The 20,975-nt window shown below is 59.1% G+C and carries 19 protein-coding genes and 1 tRNA gene; 3 read left to right on the top strand and 17 right to left on the bottom strand.

The genetic code is table 11. The annotated features are described in order from the left end of the window. Window positions 1-475 precede the first annotated feature (475 nt). Both ACTHJ1_RS07650 and ACTHJ1_RS07645 read right to left on the bottom strand, forming a co-directional pair. Window positions 476-1,600: a phage/plasmid replication protein, II/X family gene (locus tag ACTHJ1_RS07650; protein WP_440190106.1), complete on the bottom strand. Its 1,125-nt coding sequence runs from the start codon at window positions 1,598-1,600 to the stop codon at window positions 476-478. A gap of 201 nt (window positions 1,601-1,801) precedes the next feature. Then, complete coding sequence (locus tag ACTHJ1_RS07645; protein ID WP_440190103.1) at window positions 1,802-2,143, bottom strand: helix-turn-helix transcriptional regulator; 342 nt, start codon at window positions 2,141-2,143, stop codon at window positions 1,802-1,804. Between the two features lie 238 nt (window positions 2,144-2,381). Here ACTHJ1_RS07645 and ACTHJ1_RS07640 point away from each other — a divergent pair, with 238 nt between their 5' ends. Next, window positions 2,382-2,816 (top strand): pyrophosphatase, encoded by a 435-nt coding sequence (locus ACTHJ1_RS07640; protein WP_440190100.1) that lies wholly within the window; start codon window positions 2,382-2,384, stop codon window positions 2,814-2,816. A gap of 6 nt (window positions 2,817-2,822) precedes the next feature. On the opposite strand, the gene ACTHJ1_RS07635 is transcribed toward ACTHJ1_RS07640, so the two are convergent. From ACTHJ1_RS07635 to ACTHJ1_RS07600, 8 genes are all read right to left on the bottom strand, one after another. Then, entirely contained in the window at window positions 2,823-3,752 is a 930-nt protein-coding gene (locus ACTHJ1_RS07635; RefSeq protein ID WP_440190097.1) for a hypothetical protein, read from the bottom strand. Continuing rightward, window positions 3,749-5,704, bottom strand: a complete 1,956-nt coding sequence (locus tag ACTHJ1_RS07630) for an ORC-CDC6 family AAA ATPase (RefSeq protein WP_440190094.1) — start codon at window positions 5,702-5,704, stop codon at window positions 3,749-3,751. Before ACTHJ1_RS07630 ends, ACTHJ1_RS07635 begins: the two co-directional genes overlap by 4 nt. Window positions 5,705-5,712: 8 nt before the next feature. Further along, complete coding sequence (locus ACTHJ1_RS07625) at window positions 5,713-6,603, bottom strand: phosphoribosyltransferase-like protein (RefSeq protein ID WP_440190091.1); 891 nt, start codon at window positions 6,601-6,603, stop codon at window positions 5,713-5,715. Between the two features lie 12 nt (window positions 6,604-6,615). After that, a complete protein-coding gene (locus ACTHJ1_RS07620) occupies window positions 6,616-7,890 on the bottom strand; it encodes an N-6 DNA methylase (protein WP_440190280.1) in 1,275 nt (424 codons plus the stop codon). 230 nt (window positions 7,891-8,120) lie between these two features. Continuing rightward, window positions 8,121-8,522 carry a hypothetical protein gene (locus tag ACTHJ1_RS07615; protein ID WP_440190088.1) on the bottom strand — a complete coding sequence of 134 codons (402 nt, stop codon included), beginning with the start codon at window positions 8,520-8,522 and terminating at the stop codon, window positions 8,121-8,123. Window positions 8,523-8,556: 34 nt separating this feature from the next. Continuing rightward, window positions 8,557-9,831: a tyrosine-type recombinase/integrase gene (locus ACTHJ1_RS07610; protein WP_440190085.1), complete on the bottom strand. Its 1,275-nt coding sequence runs from the start codon at window positions 9,829-9,831 to the stop codon at window positions 8,557-8,559. Window positions 9,832-10,017: 186 nt separating this feature from the next. After that, a tRNA-Leu gene (locus tag ACTHJ1_RS07605) sits at window positions 10,018-10,102 on the bottom strand. A gap of 93 nt (window positions 10,103-10,195) precedes the next feature. Further along, on the bottom strand, window positions 10,196-11,800 hold the full coding sequence (locus ACTHJ1_RS07600; protein ID WP_440190082.1) for an MDR family MFS transporter: 1,605 nt from the start codon (window positions 11,798-11,800) through the stop codon (window positions 10,196-10,198). A 136-nt stretch (window positions 11,801-11,936) separates the two neighbouring features. On the opposite strand from ACTHJ1_RS07600, the gene htpG reads away from it, so the two are divergent. Next, entirely contained in the window at window positions 11,937-13,832 is a 1,896-nt protein-coding gene (gene htpG, locus ACTHJ1_RS07595; protein WP_440190079.1) for a molecular chaperone HtpG, read from the top strand. 101 nt (window positions 13,833-13,933) lie between these two features. Here the strand turns inward: htpG and ACTHJ1_RS07590 are convergent, their stop codons facing one another. From ACTHJ1_RS07590 to ACTHJ1_RS07560, 7 genes are read right to left on the bottom strand one after another with little or no spacing between them, the layout of a single operon-like run. Further along, window positions 13,934-14,260, bottom strand: a complete 327-nt coding sequence (locus tag ACTHJ1_RS07590; RefSeq protein WP_440190076.1) for a hypothetical protein — start codon at window positions 14,258-14,260, stop codon at window positions 13,934-13,936. 8 nt (window positions 14,261-14,268) lie between these two features. Next, window positions 14,269-14,961, bottom strand: coding sequence for an orotate phosphoribosyltransferase (locus tag ACTHJ1_RS07585; RefSeq protein WP_440190073.1), 693 nt, complete (start codon window positions 14,959-14,961; stop codon window positions 14,269-14,271). Window positions 14,962-14,974: 13 nt separating this feature from the next. After that, complete coding sequence (locus ACTHJ1_RS07580; protein ID WP_440190070.1) at window positions 14,975-15,880, bottom strand: helix-turn-helix domain-containing protein; 906 nt, start codon at window positions 15,878-15,880, stop codon at window positions 14,975-14,977. Continuing rightward, a complete protein-coding gene (locus ACTHJ1_RS07575) occupies window positions 15,877-17,139 on the bottom strand; it encodes a hydantoinase/carbamoylase family amidase (RefSeq protein ID WP_440190067.1) in 1,263 nt (420 codons plus the stop codon). Before ACTHJ1_RS07575 ends, ACTHJ1_RS07580 begins: the two co-directional genes overlap by 4 nt. Before the next feature lie 45 nt (window positions 17,140-17,184). Continuing rightward, the gene (locus tag ACTHJ1_RS07570; RefSeq protein ID WP_440190064.1) at window positions 17,185-18,135 is read right to left on the bottom strand and encodes a dihydroorotate dehydrogenase; all 951 of its coding nucleotides are present in this window, start codon (window positions 18,133-18,135) and stop codon (window positions 17,185-17,187) included. Further along, complete coding sequence (locus tag ACTHJ1_RS07565) at window positions 18,128-18,988, bottom strand: dihydroorotate dehydrogenase electron transfer subunit (protein WP_440190061.1); 861 nt, start codon at window positions 18,986-18,988, stop codon at window positions 18,128-18,130. Before ACTHJ1_RS07565 ends, ACTHJ1_RS07570 begins: the two co-directional genes overlap by 8 nt. 30 nt (window positions 18,989-19,018) lie before the next feature. Beyond that, window positions 19,019-20,224, bottom strand: a complete 1,206-nt coding sequence (locus tag ACTHJ1_RS07560; RefSeq protein WP_440190058.1) for an MFS transporter — start codon at window positions 20,222-20,224, stop codon at window positions 19,019-19,021. A 216-nt stretch (window positions 20,225-20,440) separates the two neighbouring features. Between ACTHJ1_RS07560 and ACTHJ1_RS07555 the strand changes: the two genes are divergently transcribed. Next, window positions 20,441-20,975 (top strand): LysR family transcriptional regulator (locus ACTHJ1_RS07555; RefSeq protein WP_440190055.1); only part of this gene is annotated, 535 nt, incomplete at its 3' end.

The raw sequence follows: 20,975 nt of genomic DNA, 5'->3' as shown, positions 1-20,975 counted from the left end.
GTTGCCTTCATCCTGCTTTTGCTGCTTTTTATCTCACAAACGCTGGCTGGAAGGGGTAACCAAGGTTTAAGCTTGGCACGCCCTATCAGCCCTGTAATAGCGATAAATGAAAACCCTGTCCAACCAGACGTCGGACAGGGTTTTCTTCTATAGCGAGATTTACCGACTCGTATGGGGCAAGACACAAAATTTAGCCCCCCCTCTCTCTTGTCCTGGAAAGGCTGGAGTCATGATCCTGCCTGAATAATTTGGATCCATTTTCGCCATGAAATTTGGAACACGTAGGACTTGGACACAGGGCGGGCAAGAATGGATTATTCCTGGATTTTAATGGACTTGCCTGAGATCCCAGGACTGGCCATCGACAGGCAAGATCACGACACACGCATTTTGAGACGATTTAGGTAAAACCCGTGCATCATGGTTTTGAGTTTTTTCCATTCCATTGGAATACTTATGTTTAGCAAAACGTAACCTAAATATTAAAGGTAACGCCTTCGACAATTGTATCCGGTGGAGTAGGCAACCGATCCCATCCAATAGCATTTACCCATCGGAATGAAAATGGATATGCTTCATTCCCTTGAACATCCGAAATTTGGAGCGATGGAATGAAGGATGGCAACGCAGTCGGCCTAACCTTTAAATCAACGCCCCAACTCTTCCCATAGCGGGATCGAAGGGTTTTATAGCTGTCTCCTCTGTAAATATCGGTCATGGGGCCGGGATAGTATTGATGTGCAATCATAAAAAGTTTCCCAGCCGTCTTGGCGTTTGCCCAGATTTCCTTCCTTTCTACGACGCGAAGTACCTTATGGACTGGCATTTTTTCGACGTATTCTTTGAATACTTCATGCGCAATATCGTCATCCCATGCATTTGCCTCGATTAGTTCCAGCTTTTTAAGTTCTTGCCGCTGCAAGCGGAGCTCTATCCGAAGCACGTTTCTACATCTAGCGGCAAGTCGCTGATAGGGGCGATCTATTGCCCCACCCCGGGCTAGGACTGAGCGCAGTCTATGTTGCATTTCTGCCCCCTTTTCATAGCAAACGATAGAATACGGCGCTCCTTTACCTGGGGCGTAATAGATGCCAGTCCGGGCTTTTCGCATGAATACATTTTGCACCACCAGTTGAAGACCCATTTGCTTCAATATCGCTGTTACCTTTTCCCGGTTGCTTAGCCTGAAATTGACAGCAAGATCGACACGTTCCAACTTAAAGTCCCCACCAGCCCATCGACTGTATAGCTGATCCGAGATGGGAAGCTTCAGCTTTTCGCACGCATACCTCAACATGGCATAACCAGCTACCATTGGATTTCTTTCACCAAAAACATTTTGGCCTAGTAGAATTCCTGCTGGAGATCCCTCAACAATCAAAACATTTTTGACAGGATCGTGCTTAATAGCAAGGTTATGTAGCAGGTATCTTCCCTCTACTTTATTTCGCATGCCGAAGACAGCTATTGTTATTTTGTTGCTTGTTTTCTGCCCATATGAAAAATCCGGAAATGGATCAGACAATAGATCACCCAGCGGTGCAACCACCTTCACGGTATCCACTGACACCCATGCATCGGTTGAGATTTTGATTCCCATTCTAGTTCCTATATTTTTCACTGCAATGCCATGGGGGAACCCCACACAGTATTGCCATATCTAATTAAGTTGTTAACCCACAAGGCCGTTTGGCCCCCCCCTGCAAACCCAAAACGTTTACCTAGTGGTGGGTAGTTACCTAGTGGTAGGTACGGGCGCAAGCAATACCGGCCCGCCCCCCCAATCAGATAAGCCGTAAGGTCAAGTGCCAGATTTTCTCGACCGGGCAGCCTGCCATTGGCGGATGGACTCCATCGTCCATACCGTAATGCGGGTGGACAGCTTGGTCGGCTGGGGAAAGCCCAATTCCGGGACCTTTAGCCATCGCCATAAGGTGCTCTTCCCGATGCCACAAAGCATCGCCACTTCAGCAGGCCGCAGAAATCTTGGTGGATTTTCGTACGGGCTATCCTGGGACTGCCCTACAGTGAGAGAAGGAGACTTATCCTTGCGCTTGCTAGCGGCTTTAGGGGTAACCGCAACCGACGCATTGCGAGCCGGGCAAGCAGGAACAGACTTCGATTTGGTGCTACCGAACGACATTGTGCAACCTCACTTTTTTAACAAGGTGAAGTCACTTTGACAGACTAGTGGAAGCAACAATACCGCCGTGCTAGCAGAGAAGGCGTTGTGCTAGCAGAGTAGGTAACGGCGGACGTGCTTCACCGACTTGGGTGCGGCAGAGCTGCCTGAACACGCGAGAACCTTCGGCCCATTCGCGTTGCGGTTCTCGCCGGATATTGCTGGTACGCTGATGGCTGAATCGTTGTTGGAGAGAAAGATGAGCGACCCGACCTTTGCCATGCGCATCGCCGCGATGAACGCGATGTACAAACTGCCGGCGCAGCCGAGCCCTGTACTGCCTGCCGAGCCTGCTGACAGGTTGCGAAAGTTCAAAGCGACCCTACTCGATGAGGTCAATGAGATCGATGAGATCGTCACTGCCGTCGAACGACACGCTGAACCCTTGGATATCCTTGTGGCGATAGCCGATCTTCTCGGCGACGTGATCGTCTATTGCCGCTCCGAAGCACTAAAGTACGGCATCCCGCTAGAAGAGGTTTTGGCAATCATCATGGACAGCAACGAGAGCAAGCTCGGCGCAGATGGCAAGCCTATTTATGACGGAAACGGCAAGTTTCTTAAGGGACCGAACTACTGGAAACCCGAGCCTAAAATCAAGGAACTACTGCAAGCTGCCATCACCAAGGCCTAAATCACCTCAGGAAGTTGCAGTAGGCGCCACGGCCATTGACTCGTCACTGCGCTCGACTGTCACCGTGAACAGGTGCCAAAGGTCGACGCCAGAGGACCGCTTCTTCTTTCGACGCGGGTGGTCGAACAGCAAACCAACCTGCTCAGGATAGACACTTGCAAAAATCGCCGCTGCGATACCGCAGGGCTTCGGACCGATAGGCGCGACGAACATCCGCTTGTCAACGCCGAGTGTGTCTCGCGTGCGTTCGAGACATTCAAATGCCGCCTCAGGATCGTTGGCCGAACAGTAATCGGGCTGGAGCTTGTGTGCTTCTAAGGCCGTAAGGTGCGGGATGATAGCGTCGAGCTCCCAACCGGGGTGATATGCCGGGATTCCAAATACTACTTTTACGTACTTGGACGCAATCATCTGATATTCCTCGAGCGCACGGTCGAGCCGCTCTGGCTCGAAGCCAAGAAAAAAGACACCTGCTTCGACCTCCTGGCTAGCTAGATCCACGATAGCGTTCGGGATAGCCGCGTAGCCGCGCGTCGGCTCGGATAGTGCGAACAGGTCGGCGCCTTTGCCCTCACGCGTGTACTCAGCCGGTTCCACGTAGAGGATATTAATCGACGTAGCACCGCTGGCCAGCAGCGCGTTGGTGGCGCAGAATAGCTCGGCGAAACCAAGTGTGGTAGCTTCTAGCACGACCTTTCGCCAGTCGTATCTTCCCAGTAGCTCTATAGCCGAGTCGCTGGATTTCTTCTGCGCGCCTACGGTCAACGACATATCATCCGCATCGAAGCTGAGTAGGACCCGGGCAGTGTCCGGCGCGCTCCGACAGGCTGATTCACCTCGATCATCCAGTTCCTCGCCGTGCAGCAGAATTATGTCCTCCGGCAAATGGAGATCCGCCGCACTCTTTCCTAAGGCTGAGAAAAACTTGACTCTCATGACAATTGGAGGCCCAACTGCTGCGCATCGATATCCGATAGTTGCCGCGCGAGCCCACGTGCCAGCTCCTTGTATTCATTCTCGTTGCCCATCACGAGGGTGTGGAACTGCTCCACCGAGATTTCAATCTTACGTTTACGCCTGTAGCTGATCTGAAAATAAGGCGCGTAGATCGGATTCAACTGATAGTCGACAATATCCTGACCAACACCGGCCTTTGATTTGGTCTCTAACTGCTCAACCAGGATGCCGTAACGCAATGCCTCCGCGATGAAATCCGACTCCTCTTTATTGAGCGAGCGGTCGCCAGAGTTAATCGTGAACTGGTTTTGCTCGGGTTCGCTCATGGGCGGGCTAGCCTGCAGCGCTCGAAAAATATTACCCAGCCTCAACACGAACATGCGCAGTGGCTCTCCGAAACGTCCGAAGGTTCGAATCTCTTTGATCAACTGTTCGGAGGCGTCATAGGCCGCACGACATTGGATTTCAACAGCATAGGGCGAATCCGATTGATCTCGCAATTCTGCGACCTCAAGTGTTTTGTAGCAGAGGATCAGGAAATTACGAAGGTTGTTGTTCGACATCGTGCACAGGGTTTCGAAGCCGCTATACAACGGACATTCGCGCCCAAATGGCCGATATAACTCTAGCAAGGCTCCAAACAAGTTGTTGTGCACCCAGCTGCTACTGAATTGGCCTTTCTGATCAACGGCAAAGCTCTTTAATTCAGCTAATACCTTGTCGGGGTGAAGTGTTTCCCGGTTAAGCAGCGCGGGCAGCGTCACGATGGCTTCTGCGGGTGCACCTTCAAACAAAAAATCATCAACGGTCAGGCTGCTTCTACGGTCTTTCAGGGCTTTGCTAATCCGGTCATAGATGCCCTTGCGCAGAGGTGTTTGCTGCAACGCGTGAATGGCAACCTCTTTGTCCGTCATGTTTGGGAAACGCTGGCGCATGTCCGCTAGCACCGCCTTTTGATATGCCGGGGTCTGGCGCTCAGCCAATCGGGCGTGCGATCTGACGATCTCTAATCGCTCACTCTCCGATCGGCCAGCGGCGATGTCTAGGTTGCCGAGGAACACCTCCGCAAAAAAAGGCATCGCAGCCTCGCTAAGGGTCAAGAGGTAATCTAGGTCCAACAGTCGGTAATCGTGGGTCGCACTGATCGATTCGGCTCCTGTCGTATCGTTATTAGAAGGATGTTCTTTCGACGTAAAGCTGACGATAAGAGGACGTTGGCTGTGCTTCAAAAATGAGTTCAATACGTGGCGCTGATAGGGCACAAGGTTTTCGATCTCGTCGACGTATACAAACACGGCGAGCGTCGAAAGCGCCACATTGGCCTGCAGATCCTCGATCAAGGACAGGATGAACTCGCGCCCCGGTGGCAGAGTTGGACAATTCATGGCCTTTACGTTGGACACCCAAGTCGTGAACCTGCGGCGCAGCGATTCGAGGTATTTAGCAAGCTCGCGCACGCCAGTGGGCGCCTCTGTCAAGTAGTCCGTTGCGCTGGACAAGCACAGGGCCGCCAGATCCTCACGGTTGAACCCGGGGAAAGCGCTCTCGGCAATGGTCTCTACGGAATGCAGCAGCTCTGTGGCGATCACTAAGCCGAAGTAGCTCTCAAACACCACGCTCCATTCGTTGTCCTCGATGCCTCGGTGCTTTAGCGAGCTGCAGAACTGTGTGTCGACGCGCCAGTAGATGCCGACATGATTGATGGCATCGGGCGGGATCTCCTTACGACGAGTGGAGAACGCGGTGTGGTAGTCGAAGTACTTCAGCAACATGGTCTTACCGCACCCACGCTTACCGGTGATGTAAACCGAGCGTGTGGCCGACGTCAGCTCCAACCGATCGAAGTAGGGAGGAATGAAAAATTCGCCCCATACGTCAGCGCTGTGTTCCTCTGCGCGAGTTCGCGCAAGCATCGAAGCATCAATATGCATAATTAGGCCTACCGTTCTACCAGAGGTTTCCAAGTTTCGGAAACACCCCATAGCAATTGAATCGAGTCATCTGGGACGCCGTGGCTAAACGCAACCAATGCCCCGATGCCGCCGAAGCCATTACCTTCGTTACCCCCATTGAATGGCTGGGCGCGTTTGTGGACTTCAGCGTAGACCTCGATTGGCGTCTTGTCGTATTGCCACTGCTTGGTGTCGACCCACTTTTGAGAAAGCGCAGCGAAGCAAATCTCTGGCGTCAGCAGCTCACCGTGAAATAACCGAACCTGGGGAAATTGGGTGTGCAGGTAACCACAAGCTGTCTGGTGCGCCATGCCAACAGCGATGGCCACGCGACCGCTGGAATAGTCCAAGTCCCAATTGCGAAGGAAGGTTTCGAGCTGCACGCCGGTGTAGGTGCCGTCGTCTACGACGATGAACCGCTCCTTTTCGCTTAGCACGTTAATGCCTGACGGAAACTCCTTCTTGATGCCGTACCTCTGATTGATCGCCCGCGCGATCAGGTCACCACTTTTACCGGGCTGTCCCATGCCATACTGCACGAGCGACGGCGGTCCACAGCAGAACTCAAGACCAGCGGCGCCCTTCAGGGCATCCGTCCAAGCAACTGTCCTCCGCTGACCGATCTCGTCAAGGAAATGCAGTGTGGCCTGCTTCAAAGCCTGTCGCATTGACGACTGAAGCTGCTCATTGGTTCGGAAAATCAGGTTGCGCAGAATCAGCCAGGCCAATGTCTTTTCTTCGTCTCCCCGGAATTGCTTGACCCACACCTTGATGCGCTCGATGGACAGTGGGGCGCGCACGTTCGAACGGCTGAGTGCATGTACAGCTCGTTCCACGCCAAGTTGATCAAAACCTCCGATCTGGGGAATCTGCGACATCGCCCGGCCCGTTCAGAACTGAATTTCAGAAAGATTGGTTTTCGACAGGAACCGGGCTGCAACGCCGTGGGCTGATGTTGCTCTGGCATGCCGACCCGCTTCGCTTTCAAAAAACCGGTAGAGCCTCTCTCGGTACTCATCGGTGGTGCGCAGGGCGAAGATGCAGTCACTAATAACGCATGGCCCGTGGACCACGAGTGCGAGCCGATTCTCAAGCCCCCGGCCTACCCGCGCCAGCAAGATATCGCCTGGTAGCGCCAGGCGCGCATCGCGCACTGCTATCCTGGCTGCACGCTCACCGAGGGCGAAGCGTTTTGAGACGATGCGGACGGCCTGCTCGCCAGCAGGCGCCACAAAATCACCAAGATGGAATATCGGCGCAGGGAACGCTGCAATCGCTGATGAACAAATCGTCCCACGGACGATCTCCTTTACCGCCATGCCTACAGAGATCGGTTGATAGGTGCCTCGGCGTTCTTGGAGGCCCGTGCGCGCGTGAAAGCTGTAGTCGAGCCGTTTAGCTGCCAGGTCCTGGGGAACTTCGATAATTTCGCTCAGACTTCCGTCATTTCCCATCTGCCGCAGCTTCACCTGATGGGTCTCGCCGGCCATCTTGGAAAGCACAGCAAGGTAGGTTTGAGCTTCCGTGCCTTTGAACACACGGCGCGGTAGTTGCACAACTTGCTCGACCATGTGCTGGCGCATCAGCGCTTGGCGTACCCCACGGTAGCATTCGGCCGCAATTAGGCCGTCAGGCAATATCAAGCCAAGTTTGCCGTTGCGGCGCAACAGGCGTAGATTTTGGGCCAAGAAGAGCAGGTCGGCTCCTGCGTCATGAATTGAGGTGAGAACACCGGAAAGACCAGCATCCTCCAGAATCTTGCCAAAGTCAGAGCGCCATCGCGGCCGGATATAAGGAGGGTTACAGACGGCAACATCCACTGTGCCCAGGCGCAACCCGATCTTCTCGGAGAGCGCTGCATCAAGTGCGTCATGAACATAGTGGCTGTGCCTCACCCTTGGGCCAGCACGTTTCGCATCCAGTCGATTGGAGGCTCGGTGATCAACATCCACTGTGACGAGTTGGGCGTCATGCCATCGGTCGGCAGCGGCCGAACATAGAGATCCCGAGCCAGAACCCAATTCGACCACTAGAGTGGGCTTGTGCACTTCAATGCGCTCGATCAGTGAACGGCTCACGTCAGGCGATGTGTAGTACCGCCCCCATGGATCAGAATGCCGGCCAGATCGGGTTAAGTGCTGTCTAAGACCACTTGATAACGCCATCATCTCCCTCGCCTTGCACGACGCCATTTTCTGGAGCAGCATTTGATCTTAATTCTGGAATGCACGCCCATCACCGAACGATCACTTTCTGGAATTCTAACTGACCACTTGGAGTCGGAAGCAGGTCTTATCTGCTGTTGAAAAGTCCATCCGCTATAACACGGCCCGTGCTCATGATGAAATCGCTTCGGGCAGGTGACAACATGCCGCTACCCTAGCCAGTTAATTTTCTAATCTTGAATCGAGGCGATTTCTTTTTTCCATTCCCTACACCATCGCTCAACTGTTTTCTGGTCTTTTACCTCCTCTCGGTATTTTTCAAGCATATCTCCAATGAAACCCGCCTGCCTACCTGTAGGATTTTTCTGCCAAATTAACCATTCGCTTTTTATTTGATTTTTTATCCTTGATATAGGGCTTTTTCCCCATCTCGCTTGTGCCCCGGCGATACGTCTAGCTTTATCTTTTACGTGCTTTACCGCGTCCTTCAAAACCTCAGACATTTCGACTTTGTACCAAGCCAACCTGTCGAGCAATTGATCTTCGGTAAGCATTTCTTCCTTTAATTCCTGTCGTACTTTTTGGAACTGTTCGATCCATTCATTTTCTTCTAGGTATTCGTCTTTCATCATTGACTTCCTCTCGTCTATTCAAGACGCTGTGCGGTCAGGCTTTGTTGGTCAAAGGCAAAATTTTGGCACCAACTTTCAACACGTCTAGGTAATCGGCCCATATTTGCATCATCTTTTGGCGTTGTTTGATGAACTTGGTCCGGTTGTAGGCTGTTCCTAAGTTATCAGATACAGAGTGGGCGAGTTGGTGTTCGATGACTACTGGGTCTTGCTCCAGTTCTTCATGCAAGATGGTTCGGGCCATCGCTCGAAAACCGTGCCCAGTGATCTCTTCTCGTGTGTCGTAACCTAGTCTGCGTAACGCCGCGTTTATGGTCGCACCGGACATCGGGCGGGCATGGTCACGTGCACCGGGAAATACATATCGGCCATGCCCAGTTAGCGCCTGCACTTCGCGCAGGATTGCTAGCGCCTGGATGGATAGAGGCACCAGATGGTCAGTGCCGGTTTTGCCAACGCGGTACCGCCACTCAGCTCGATCCAAGTCGATGTGAGCCCATTCTGCCGTGCGCAGTTCGCCAGGCCGACAAAACAATATAGGGGCGAGCTTAAGGGCGCACTGCACAATGAAAGTTCCTGCAAAGCCGTCGAAGGCCCGCAACATTTCGCCAACCTTGGCTGGCTCGATGATCGCAGCGAAGTGTGTTTCTACTGGGGCAGGAATAGCACCGATCAGGTCACGGGCAGGATCGGATTTGCAGTATCCCTTCTTGATGCCAAAACGGAAAACCCGACTGATCTCGCTGCGTAGGCGATGAGCGGTATAGCGTGCGCCACGTTTATCAACCCGTTCCAATACTTCCAAAACTTCGGGTGCGTCGATTTCAGCAATGGGGCGCATGCCTAACCAGGGGAACGTATCGTTCTCCATGCGGGCCAAGGTCTTGATGTGCTGGTCGGGCGCGACGGTTTCTTTGCGCTCACCCATCCAAGACCGAGCCACCGCTTCGAAGGAGTTTGAGGCGGCTAGCTTAGCTGCCCGCCTATCGGCTTTCTTTGCCTCGCTAGGATCGACGCCAGACGCCAGCTTTTCCCGTGCTTGCTCGTACAGGCGGCGGGCCACAGCCAGTCCGGTTTTGGGATAGGCCCCCAACGCTAGGGTTTTTCGCTTGCCAGCGCAGCGGTAGTCCCAGCGCCAATATTTGCCGCCATCGGGGTTGACCAGGAAGTACATGCCAGGGGCTAGCCCACTGCCCTCTACACGCAGCTTATAGGGCTTGGCTTCCGGCTTGGCCTGCCGAGCTTGCAGGTCGGTTTTCAGGGCGGCACGGCTGGTTGGCGCGGACGCTATTTCAGTGTTGCTGGGCATGGATGGGATGTCGTGACGGTATTTGCTGGCGCTGGCTTGGTAATTCGCCAGCCTACCGTCAAATCTACCGTCCGGTGACGGTAGATGACAAGAGCCCATATTGGACAACCTTAGACAACAAAAAACCCGCAGATCGTTGTTTTCTGCGGGTCTTGGGACTAACCTGGACTGCTATAGACTTCGTGATGGTGCCCGAGGCCGGAATCGAACCGGCACGCCTTGCGGCGGGGGATTTTGAGTCCCCTGCGTCTACCAATTTCACCACTCGGGCACGAATGCAGACCACCATTATATATGGCTCCGATAGGCCGCCTCGTTCCCCGAGCGAATCGGGCGCAATGGGCGGTTCGCCGGGCCTGTCCGCCTATGCCGCCGGCTCGATCGGCTCGATCGGCTCGGCCGGCTCGTGCTGGCGCTGCTTGAGCTTGAGCGGCGGCACGCGCCGCACCAGCAGCAGGCCCAGCAGCGAAACGCCCAGGCCTACGTACTGACTGCTGTGGATGGCGTTCACCAGTACCGCGTGAATCCCTTCGAACAGGGCCTGGGGGTTGTGCCCTTGCGCCGCGAGCTGCGCCATGACCTGCTTTTGCCCTTCCTGGTCGAGCAGCACTTGCGGGTTGCGCAGGCGATCCAGCCAGTCCGTGGCGGCCATGGTCTTTAGCACGAAGGTCATCTGGGATTGATAGGCATGGCCCACCACGGTGCCCACCAGCGCCGTGCCTATCATGCCGCCCACCATGCGCAGCGACTGGGTGGTGGCCGTGGCGATGCCCAGATGATGCGGCGGCGCGGCTAGTTGCCCGAAAATCGTCAGGTTGGGCATGACGAAACCCACGCCCATGCCGCTCAGGGCCATGTAGACGCCGAACAGCCAGTGCGGCGTATCGGCTTGCGTGACGATCACACCCAGCGAAGACAGCGCCAGCGCGGCGAAGCCGATGTACAGCATGATCAGCGGGCGCTTCAGGCGCGGGATGACGCGGCCATTGATCAGGCTGGCGACGGGGATGCCGACCATCATGGGCGTGACCAGCAGGCCGGCGTCCTGCGGCGACATGCCGAAGCCGCCCTGCAGCATCAGCGGCACATAGAACATGACCGAGAAAGAGGCCGTGCCCATGAGAAAAGCCAGCAGGAACAACACCGAGATGGTGCGATTGCGGAACATCTCGAAGGGCAGAAGCGAATACGTGCAGCGCCGCTCCCAAAAGAAGAGCGCGGCGAAGGCCAGCGCGCTGCCGGCGCCCAGCCACGGCAGCATCGCACTCGATTTGTGTCCGGGCAGCAGCTCCACCAGGAGCTGCAGGCTGCCCAGCGCCAGTGCGATCAACAGCGCGCCCAGCCAGTCGAGCTGGATCTTGGCGTCTTTGTGATGGCGGATGGTGGGCATGTGCCAGGCCACGAAATACACCCCCAGCAGGCCCACCGGCGCGTTCACGTAGAACACCGAACGCCAGCCGTATTGCTCGGTCAGCACACCGCCCAGCGTGGGGCCGATCGCGCTGGCCAGACCGAAGGCCGACGTGATCATTATTTGCCAGCGCAGGCGTACGCGCGGGTCCGGGAACAGATCGGGCACACTCGCGAAGGCCGTGCCTACCAGCATGCCGCCGCCCACCCCCTGCAGCGCCCGGGCCAGCACCAGGAAGGTCATGCTGGTGGACAGGCCGCACAGCACCGACGCCAGCGTGAACACAATGATGGCTGCCACGACGAAGGATTTGCGCCCGTAGTAGTCGCCCAGACGGCCGAATACCGGCACGGTGATGACCGACGTGAGCAGGTAGGACGTGGCGACCCAGGCATACAGGTCGAATCCGTGCAGCTCGGCGATGATGGTGGGCAGCGCCGTGCCCACCACGGTCTGATCCAGGCCGACCAGCATCATGACGCAGCAGATGCCCAGCATGGCGAGCAGGGATTTGGCGAACGGGCGGGGCGCGTCGGCGGGCAGAGGTATGGCGGACATGGGAGCTTGGATCGGCGGCTTGTACGAAATGGATAGCTTGTTCAGTATATGACCCTTGAAATCGGGCCGACCGCCCTCATTTGGGCAGGCAAGCTTGATTTCCCTGTAATTTCACGCAAATTCGACATCTCGCACCATGAGCCAGACCGCCTCCCCCTCCGAAACCCTGGGTTTCCAGGCCGAAGTGAAGCAATTGCTGCACTTGATGATCCACTCGCTCTACAGCAACAAGGAAATCTTCCTGCGCGAGCTGGTCTCCAATGCATCCGATGCCTGCGACAAGCTGCGCTTCGAGGCCATCGACCACCCGGAACTGCTGGCCGGCGACAGCGAGCTGGCCATTCGCGTGTCCTACGACAAGGCGGCGCGCACCCTCACCATTTCCGATAACGGCATCGGCCTGTCGCGCGACGAGGCCGTCGCCAACCTGGGTACCATCGCCCGCTCGGGCACGCGCGAGTTTTTCTCGCAGCTCACCGGCGACAAGCAAAAAGACGCCCAGCTCATCGGCCAGTTCGGCGTGGGTTTCTATTCTTCATTCATCGTGGCCGACAAGGTCACGGTGGTGAGCCGCCGCGCGGGCTCGGACAGCGCCATTCGCTGGGAGTCCGACGGACAGGGCGAGTTCACCATCGGCGAGGCCGAGCGCGCCAGCCGCGGCACGGACGTGACGCTGCATCTGCGCGCCGACGAAGACGAGCTGCTCAACGGCTGGAAGCTGCGCGAGATCCTGCGCCGCTATTCCGACCACATTTCGCTGCCCATCCGCATGGCCAAGGAAGAGTGGGACGCCGAAAAGAACGAGCAGGTGAAAAAAGACGACTGGGAAGCCGTGAACCAGGCCAGCGCGCTGTGGACGCGCGGCAAATCCGACATTACCGACGAGCAGTACCGCGAGTTCTACAAGACCATCTCGCACGACTTCGACGATCCGCTGGCCTGGACGCACAACCGCGTGGAAGGCCGCAGCGAATACACCCAGCTGCTCTACCTGCCCAAGCACGCGCCCTTCGACCTGTGGGACCGCGACGCGCGCCGCGGCGTCAAGCTCTATGTCAAGCGCGTGTTCATCATGGACGACGCCGAGCAGCTGCTGCCCTCGTACCTGCGCTTTGTGCGCGGGGTGATCGATTCGGCCGACCTGCCGCTGAACGTCTCGCGCGAGATTCTGCAGGAAAGCCGCGACGTGCGCGCCATCCGCGAGGGTTCGGCCAAGCGCATCCTGTCGCTGCTGGAAGACCTGGCCGAGAACAAGAAAGACGAATACGCGGCCTTCTGGACCGAGTTCGGCCAGGTGCTCAAGGAGGGCACCGGCGAAGACCCGGCCAACCGCGAACGCATCGCCACGCTGCTGCGCTTTGCCTCGACGCACACGGGCGACGCGGCGCAGTCCGTGTCGCTGGCCGACTATCTGTCGCGCGCCAAAGAAGGCCAGGACAAGATCTATTACGTCACGGCCGACACCCACGCCGCTGCCGCCAGCAGCCCGCACCTGGAGATCTTCCGCAAGAAAGGCATCGAGGTGCTGCTGCTCTCGGACCGCGTGGACGAGTGGATGCTGTCGTATCTGCGCGAGTTCGAAGGCAAGTCGCTGGTATCGGTGGCCAAGGGCGGCCTGGACCTGGCCGATCTGGCCGACGAGGAAGAAAAGAAGCGCCAGACCGAGGTAGCCGAGGAATTCAAGCCGCTGGTCGAGCGCCTGCAAGAGTCCCTGAAAGAGCAGGTCAAAGAAGTGCGCGTCACCCTGCGCCTGGTGGATTCGCCCGCCTGCGTGGTGGTCGGCCAGAACGAGCTCAGCCCGCATCTGCTGCGCATGCTCAAGGCCGCGGGCCAGGATGCTCCCGATGTGAAGCCAGTGCTCGAGATCAACCCCGAGCACGCGCTGATCGGCCGCATCGGCAAGGCGTCCGACGACGAGTTCGGCGATTGGGCCCGGCTGCTGCTGGATCAGGCCATGCTGGCCGAGGGCGCGCAAATCGCCGACCCCGCCGCTTTCGTCAAACGCATGAATGCGCTGCTGCTCAAGGCCTGAGGCCTGGGCGAAGAAAACAACGAGGCCGCTTGCAAGAGCGGCCTGTTTTCATGGCAGCATCGGCCGCCGAGCGCAGCGACGCCCGACGCGATGGCGCCCGATCAGAAGTCGTGCACGTTCCACTCGTAGTCGCAGGCGACTTCGCCGATCAGGCGCAGGCGCTCGGCCGGCTGGGCTACGAGTGCCTGGCAGACCTTTGCGTTGTAGCTCACCAGGATCGCCTTGGCGGCATTGACGAATTCGGGCGTAAGGCCCTGGTCTTCGTAGTTGCGCACGAAGGACTGGGCGACGATGCCCACGATGAAATACAGGCCGGCGTTGTCCACGTCGGTTTTCATCAGCTGGAAGGCGTCTTTGTAGAAAGCCTTGAATGTGTCGGTTCCGGGGCTGGCGTCGCCAAAACGTTTTGCAATATCAGTAAAGCTCATATTCGTTCCTAGGTAAGGGAGCGGGCGCCATGCCCGGGGTTCAGCCCCCCGTGAATCTGGGACCATCCGACGGGATCCTGCAAGAATCCCTCCAGTTCGGCGATCGCCTGGTCGGGGAATTCGCCGAGCTCGCGCGCCGCCGCCAGCACGTCCTGCCATGTCGCGAGCGCATACACGTTCACATCGGAGGCATCGAGTTCTGCCGCGACGGGAAAAGTGTCGTACGCGAAGAAGACAAAAATGCTGTCGACCCGCGCGCCGGCATCGGACAAGGCATGGCGAAAACGCACTTTCGACTGACCCACCGCCATCATATCGTCAACCAGAAGGACTTTGCCGTTTTCCGGCACGACGCCTTCGATGATCCGATGGCCGGCAGCCCGTTTGCGCACGTACTGCATCGGCACATCGAGCGCGTCGGCGAGCCAGGCGGCCAGCGCGATGCCGCTTGACTCCGCGCCTGCGACACCGTCCACGCCGTCGAGCGCGCCGGACTGGCGCAACAGCGCAAGCCCCTGCGCCAGCAGCGCCTTGCGGGCAGCCGGGTAAGAGATCAGACGCCGGCAGTCCATGTAGACCGGGCTGGCCCAACCCGAGGGCAGACGAAATGGCTCGTCGGTGCGCACCGAGACGCAGCCGCTGTCGATCAGCGCCTGGGCCGCCAGGCGGCGTTCATGGGGTTCGGGGGTATGCGTCTTCATATAGCCTCGATGATCAGTGTATGCGCGACAAAAGCTTGCGTATGATTTGCGCCCCTTTGGCGCCTTTATACGCCCCTTGCCATAAATGGGCGGCCATCTCTTGGTGCATGCATACCGCTTCGGCAGAGGCGGTCACGGTCGCGATGCCGTTGTGCACATTGGGCAACTCGCCCAAACGGAAAGGACTGACGACCAGGGCCGAGCGTTCGCCCCCCGAGAAAACCTGGAAGGTCGACGCGGGCATGGCGTCGTCGATGAGGCCGACCTGCACATGCATCGGCTCGCTTTCCAGCAGGTCGGCGATGCGGCTTACCTCCCGCCTTGCCGCCTGGACGCGCTCCTTGCGGATCTTCTCGGGCAGATCGACGCGCCCGACCAGGCCAATATGGACGAACCGCTCGATCTCACGCAACCCGATGAGACTGACGATATGCGGCTTGCGCTTCTCGAAGAACGCCTTGCGCTCGATCATGATCTGCACGATCTTGTCGATGTCGGATGCCTTGGCCCGTTTGCCCGGTTCGCGGGGCGATGCCTCTCTCAACATCTCGCGCAAAAAATGCAGATAGTCGTCGGACGTCAGCAGCACCGAGATGGGCTCGAAGTGCGCAAGAATGCGATCCGACGATGCCTCGAGCTGCCTCATGCGTTCGAACAAAGCCAGCGCCGATCCGTAGTACTCGACCTCGACGCCCAGCAGCGAGGCGACCGAGGTGCCGAGCAGGTGCGCCAGTCTCTCGAGGGTCTCGATCTTGACGATCTCTCCCTTTTCCATGCGGTAGACCGCCGCGCGCGAGATGCCCAGCCGCTCGGCGACGTCTTCGGCGAGCAGCGAAGCGCCGATGCGATAGGCGCGCAGCCTGTCGCCCAGCGATGCGTAGTCGATCGAAGACTGAAACGCTTCTGCCGATTTCTTCACAGCATATCCAGTTTGTCGAAAGCGTCGCTCATCGCTTGCACGCCGAGCATGAAATCATCTATTTCCATGGCCTCGTGCGGGTTGTGCGAACCGTTCTGATTGCGCACGAACAGCATGCCGGACGGGATGCCCGCGTTGGCGAACAGCGAGGCGTCGTGCCCCGCCCCGCTGGGAATCACCTCGAAAGTGGCGCCGACGTTCTGGCAGGCTTGCGCCAGCACGTCGCATATCTGCGCATCCATGGTGGCGGCCTCGCTCAACAGGCGCCGGTCGAACTCGAACCGCACGCCGCGCTCGCGCTCGATGGCTCGACACTCGGCGCGCATGAGCTGATAAAAAGCCTCGATCGTGTCCTCGCTCTTGCTGCGCGCTTCGAAACTGAAATGCACCTTGCCGGGAATGCGCGAAATGGAGTGCTCGTCGGGGTCGGTGCCGACGATGCCCGCGGTGACCACCAGATCGGTGCCGCGCTCGAGCAGGACGCGCCAATGCTCGTCCAGGCGCATGATCAGGTCGGCGACCGCGAACATGGCGTCGTGGCGCAGCCAGCGCGGCACCACGCCGGAGTGCTGGGCGTCGCCGTGGCACACGATGCGGTTGTGCCGCACATTGCCGCGTATACCGGACACCACGGCAAGCGGCAGATGGCGTGCAACCATTACCGGCCCCTGCTCGATGTGCAGTTCGAGATAGGCCTTGACGCGGGATTTGTCGAACAGCGTCTGCCCGGCGCGAATGGCGTCGACGTCGGCGCCGGCATCGCGCATGCATTCGGCCATGGTCTGGCCGGTGGCGCGCTGCCTCAGTTCCAGGTCGGCCTCGGTCAGCTTGCCGAACAGCGCCCCCGATCCCATATAGGCCTTGCCGAACCAGGCGCTTTCTTCACCGCGAAAAGCGATGACTTCGAGCGGCAGCCGCGCCTGGCGCTTTTCCCGCTGCCGCGCCGTCAGGCACAGCAGACCCGCGAGCACGCCCGCCAGGCCGTCGAAATTGCCTCCCTGGGGCACGGAATCGATATGGCTGCCCGTCCAGATGGCCGGCGCGTCCGGCGCCGAGCCGGGTTGGCTAAAAACCAGATTGGCCGCCAGGTCGGTTCGGGCGAGCAGGCCCTCGGACTCGGCGTAGGCTTTGAGGTACTCGGCAGCGACAGACTCGCCCCGGCCATAGCTTTCACGCGTGACGCCGACGCCGTCGAAGGTCAGTTCGCGGATATCGTCGAAGATCTTCTGCGCCACCGGCTGCAGTTTGATCAAGTCCATAAGATAAAGCCTCCAATGCGGACGACCGAGCGCAATCGCATGCGCTCAACCCGACTGCTGGGCAAAGCGCAGCCAGCGATCCGAAAGCTGCCGGTCGATCTTCATTTTGCCAGTCAGGCTGCGGATGTCTTCCACGCCTGTTTCCAGGCAGTAGGCGTGGAGCCCGTCGATGATTTTCTGCATCGCGCCCGGATCGATGAACGATGCCGTGCCCACCTGAACGGCGCTGGCGCCGGCCAGCATGAACTCCACCACGTCTTCGGCATTGGCGATGCCGCCGCAGCCGATGATGGGAATGCGCACGCTGCGATAGCATTGGTGCACCATGCGCACGGCGATGGGCTTGATCGCGGGGCCGGACAAGCCGCCCATGACATTGCCCAGCTTGGGCTTGCGCGTGCGCACGTCGATGGACATGCCCAGCACGGTATTGCCCATCACCAGCGCATCGGCGCCGGCTTCTTCCGCGGCCCGGGCGACCGCCGCGATCTGCGAGGCGTTGGGCGTGAGCTTGGCCCAGAACGGATGGCGCGTTTTGCGGCGTATGGCGCTGACCACCTTGTAGGTGGTCTCGGGCGTCATGGCAAAGGCCATGCCGTCCGCTTCCAGGTTGGGGCAGGAAATATTGGCTTCGATCACCGCCACCTCGGGCAATGACATCTCGGCCACGGCGTCGGCGAACTCGTCGACGGTGTCCGCCGAGATCGACACCACCACGGGCGTGTCGTATTGCGTGTAGGCGGGCAGCACTTCGCGGCGATAGTAGTCCAGGCCCTTGCTCGGGATGCCGATGGAATTGAGCATGCCGCCGTGCGTCTCGGCCACGCGCGGCGTGGGATTGCCCGCGCGGCTCTTGGGCGAAACGCTCTTGATCACCAGCGCGCCGAGGTGATTGAAATCCAGCGCCTCGGCGTATTCGATCGCGAAGCAGCCCGAGGCGGGCATGACGGGATTGCGCAGGCAGGTGTCGCCGACCCTGACGGAAAGATTAGCCAAACTCCACCTCCCCGACGACGTCGCGTATGGGAAACACAGGGCCTTCGCGGCAGACGCGAAGGAAATGCTTGTCGCCGTTCTGGTCGAACAGACGCACGCACGACAGACACACGCCCATGCCGCACGCCATGCGCTGCTCCATGGCGACTTCGCCGCGCGTCTGGGGATAGTCGCGCAGCAGCTCCTGCAGCATCATCAAAATGCGATGCGAGCCGCAGGTATACACCGCATCGTGATGCCGCGCGTCGAGCAGGCCGCGAACCAGGGCGTCCACGGCGGGCACGGCGGACGTGCCGTCGCTGTCGTAGACACAGTGCACATCGGCCTGCGCGCCGCGCAGAAACTCGTCGCGCATGAGGTCTTTGGGCGTACGCGCCGACATGACGGCCGTAATCTGCACGCCTGCCTTGGCGGCCTGCTGCAGAAGAGGGGCCATGGTGGCCAGACCCACGCCGCGCGCGACCACCATGACGCGGGTGAAGGCGGACTCGAACGCGAACGTGTTGCCCAGCGGCCCGACGATGTCCATCTGCCCGCCCACCGGCAGATCGGACAGGGCGCGCGTGCCGACGCCGGCCACGTTGTAGAGAAACTCGATGGCGCCGGCCTGCGGACCCACCCCATAGACGCTCATGGGCCGCAGCAGAAAAGGCTGCAGATCGTTGGTGGCCGGGCACTTGAGCTGATAGAACTGCCCAGGGCGTGTCGTGCCGGCCAGATCGGCGTCGGCACTCAGGCGCAGGTATTTGTAGCGGTCGTTGACCCAGCGGTGCTCCTCGACCTTGCAGCGGTGCGAGGCAACCGCGTCGGCGTTTCGCCGAAAGCAGCCGAGGGGCTGAATGGTGCGCTCCATGGCGTTCTCCACAATCTCGATCGTAGCTCGTCAGTCGAGCTCGACACCCTTCAGTTCAGGGATCAGGAAAATCGTCGCCAGCATGTCGATGACATAGATGACCGCCAGCAGCGCGATGGCCACGTGGAAAGAATAGGTCGTGGCCAGCGAGCCCACGACAACCGGCCCGAAACCGCCGATGGCACGGCCGATGTTGAACAGCACGTTCTGCGCCGTGGCGCGGGCCTCGGTGGGATAGGCTTCGGACATCAGCGCGCCGTAGCCGCCCAGCATGCCGTTGACGAACATGCCCATGACGGCCCCGGCCCAGAGCATCGTGATCGGATCGGAGAGCCGCGAATACGTCAGTACCATGACCACCGCGCCGGCCTGGAATAGAAGAAACGTGGGCTTGCGGCCGATGCGGTCGGCCAGTTGGCCGAAGACCCAAATGCCGATCATCATGCCGACGATGGCTACCGAGGTCCAGAACGCGGACTTGGTCAGGGTGAAGCCGAGCTTGTGCGACAGGAAGCTGGGCATCCAGATCATGATTCCGTAGTAGCCGAAGTTCTGCACGCCGCACAGGATCACCAGGCCCAGGCTGGTCCGCGTCGTGCGGCCGTCCTTGACGAGAAGCTTGAAGGCATTGCCTCGCGTACCGCGTTCCTTGGCACGGCGCACGAACACTTCGGGCTCGTGCAGCTTGCTGCGGATGACCCAGGCGATCAGCGCGGGGATCACGCCAACCAGGAACATGCCGCGCCAGCCGATGTGAGGCAGCAGCACGGGAGTCAGCAAGGCCGCCAGGAGCACGCCGATCTGCCAGCCCAGCGCGACGTGGGACGATACGCGCGCGCGCAGCTTGGCGGGCCAGGCCTCGGCGGCCAGGGCCATGCCGATGCCGAACTCGCCGCCCAGGCCGACCCCGGCAAGCGTACGGTAGATGAGCAGGTCTTCGTAGCCGCGCGCAAAAGCGCACAGCCCCGTGAACACGGCGAACATCACGATGGTCCAGGTCAGCACGCGGACGCGGCCGAAATGGTCGCTCAGGGCGCCAAAGAGTATGCCGCCGGCGACGGCGCCGATCAGCGTCCACGTCACCAGCGCGCCGGCCTGCCCGCCGGTCAGATGCAGGTCGACGGAGATCAGGTGCAGCATGAAGCCCAGAATCAGCAGATCGAAGCCATCCATCGCGTAGCCGATGGCCGACCCGGCCAGGGTTTTCCACCCATAGCTCGTTACTTTCGCATCCACGTCGATTTCTCCTTGGGAATGAGAGGTTTGTTCAAATTTTGATATTAGTATCAAAAATGAGACCAAATCATATTGCTTCGACTAGGAGAAACCCTTGCGTCCCAGCAAGGGAAAACCCGATTGCTTGATCTGTGCATATCCCCTTTAATCATTTGAACCAAGCATGATGAAGCATTAAGAATACGAATTTCGGATAAACATCCCCGCATCTCGTCCATGGAACTACGCCAGCTCGAAGCCTTCGCGGCAGTCATGTCCACCGGCAGCGTCACGGCCGCCGGCAGGCTGCTGGGCCGTTCCCAGCCGGCCATCAGCCGCCTTCTCCAAGAACTGGAAGACGAGATCGGCTATGCCCTCTTCAAGCGCAGCGGGCCGCGCGTCACGCCCACCGACCAGGGCTTTCTGCTTTACGAAGACGTCGAACGCGCGCTGGCCAGCCTGCGCGAGATCCGCAGCCGCGCCCAAGACATCGCCCGCGATGCGGGCCGGCCTCTGCGCGTGGCCGCCACGTCGGCCCTGGCGGTCGGCTTGATACCCGACGCGGTGCGCCGCGTCGAGGCGCGGACCGGCCCGGGCAGCACGCAGATCCTCGGCATGACGCCCGAGCGCGTGGTGCATGCCGTGCTGACAGGCGCGGTGCAATTGGGCGCGGCCAGCCTGCCGCTGGAACACCGAGGCCTGGACGTGCACTGGATAGGCCAGGCACCATGCGCCGTGGCGCTGCCGGCCGGCGACCCCGCCGCGGCGCGGC

This window comes from Bordetella sp. (assembly GCF_051960075.1).
GTDB lineage: Bacteria > Pseudomonadota > Gammaproteobacteria > Burkholderiales > Burkholderiaceae_B > Bordetella.
Note: the sequence above shows the minus strand (reverse complement) of the source record. Positions and strands in the feature narration are given on the sequence as shown.

Bases quoted from the DNA above. Each gene is read 5' to 3' on its own strand.
- ACTHJ1_RS07650 (WP_440190106.1), bottom strand. From the start codon at position 1,600: ATGGGAATCAAAATCTCAACCGATGCATGGGTGTCAGTGGATACCGTG.
- ACTHJ1_RS07645 (WP_440190103.1), bottom strand. From the start codon at position 2,143: ATGTCGTTCGGTAGCACCAAATCGAAGTCTGTTCCTGCTTGCCCGGCT.
- ACTHJ1_RS07640 (WP_440190100.1), top strand. From the start codon at position 2,382: ATGAGCGACCCGACCTTTGCCATGCGCATCGCCGCGATGAACGCGATG.
- ACTHJ1_RS07635 (WP_440190097.1), bottom strand. From the start codon at position 3,752: ATGAGAGTCAAGTTTTTCTCAGCCTTAGGAAAGAGTGCGGCGGATCTC.
- ACTHJ1_RS07630 (WP_440190094.1), bottom strand. From the start codon at position 5,704: ATGCATATTGATGCTTCGATGCTTGCGCGAACTCGCGCAGAGGAACAC.
- ACTHJ1_RS07625 (WP_440190091.1), bottom strand. From the start codon at position 6,603: ATGTCGCAGATTCCCCAGATCGGAGGTTTTGATCAACTTGGCGTGGAA.
- ACTHJ1_RS07620 (WP_440190280.1), bottom strand. From the start codon at position 7,890: ATGGCGTTATCAAGTGGTCTTAGACAGCACTTAACCCGATCTGGCCGG.
- ACTHJ1_RS07615 (WP_440190088.1), bottom strand. From the start codon at position 8,522: ATGATGAAAGACGAATACCTAGAAGAAAATGAATGGATCGAACAGTTC.
- ACTHJ1_RS07610 (WP_440190085.1), bottom strand. From the start codon at position 9,831: ATGCCCAGCAACACTGAAATAGCGTCCGCGCCAACCAGCCGTGCCGCC.
- ACTHJ1_RS07600 (WP_440190082.1), bottom strand. From the start codon at position 11,800: ATGTCCGCCATACCTCTGCCCGCCGACGCGCCCCGCCCGTTCGCCAAA.
- htpG (WP_440190079.1), top strand. From the start codon at position 11,937: ATGAGCCAGACCGCCTCCCCCTCCGAAACCCTGGGTTTCCAGGCCGAA.
- ACTHJ1_RS07590 (WP_440190076.1), bottom strand. From the start codon at position 14,260: ATGAGCTTTACTGATATTGCAAAACGTTTTGGCGACGCCAGCCCCGGA.
- ACTHJ1_RS07585 (WP_440190073.1), bottom strand. From the start codon at position 14,961: ATGAAGACGCATACCCCCGAACCCCATGAACGCCGCCTGGCGGCCCAG.
- ACTHJ1_RS07575 (WP_440190067.1), bottom strand. From the start codon at position 17,139: ATGGACTTGATCAAACTGCAGCCGGTGGCGCAGAAGATCTTCGACGAT.
- ACTHJ1_RS07565 (WP_440190061.1), bottom strand. From the start codon at position 18,988: ATGGAGCGCACCATTCAGCCCCTCGGCTGCTTTCGGCGAAACGCCGAC.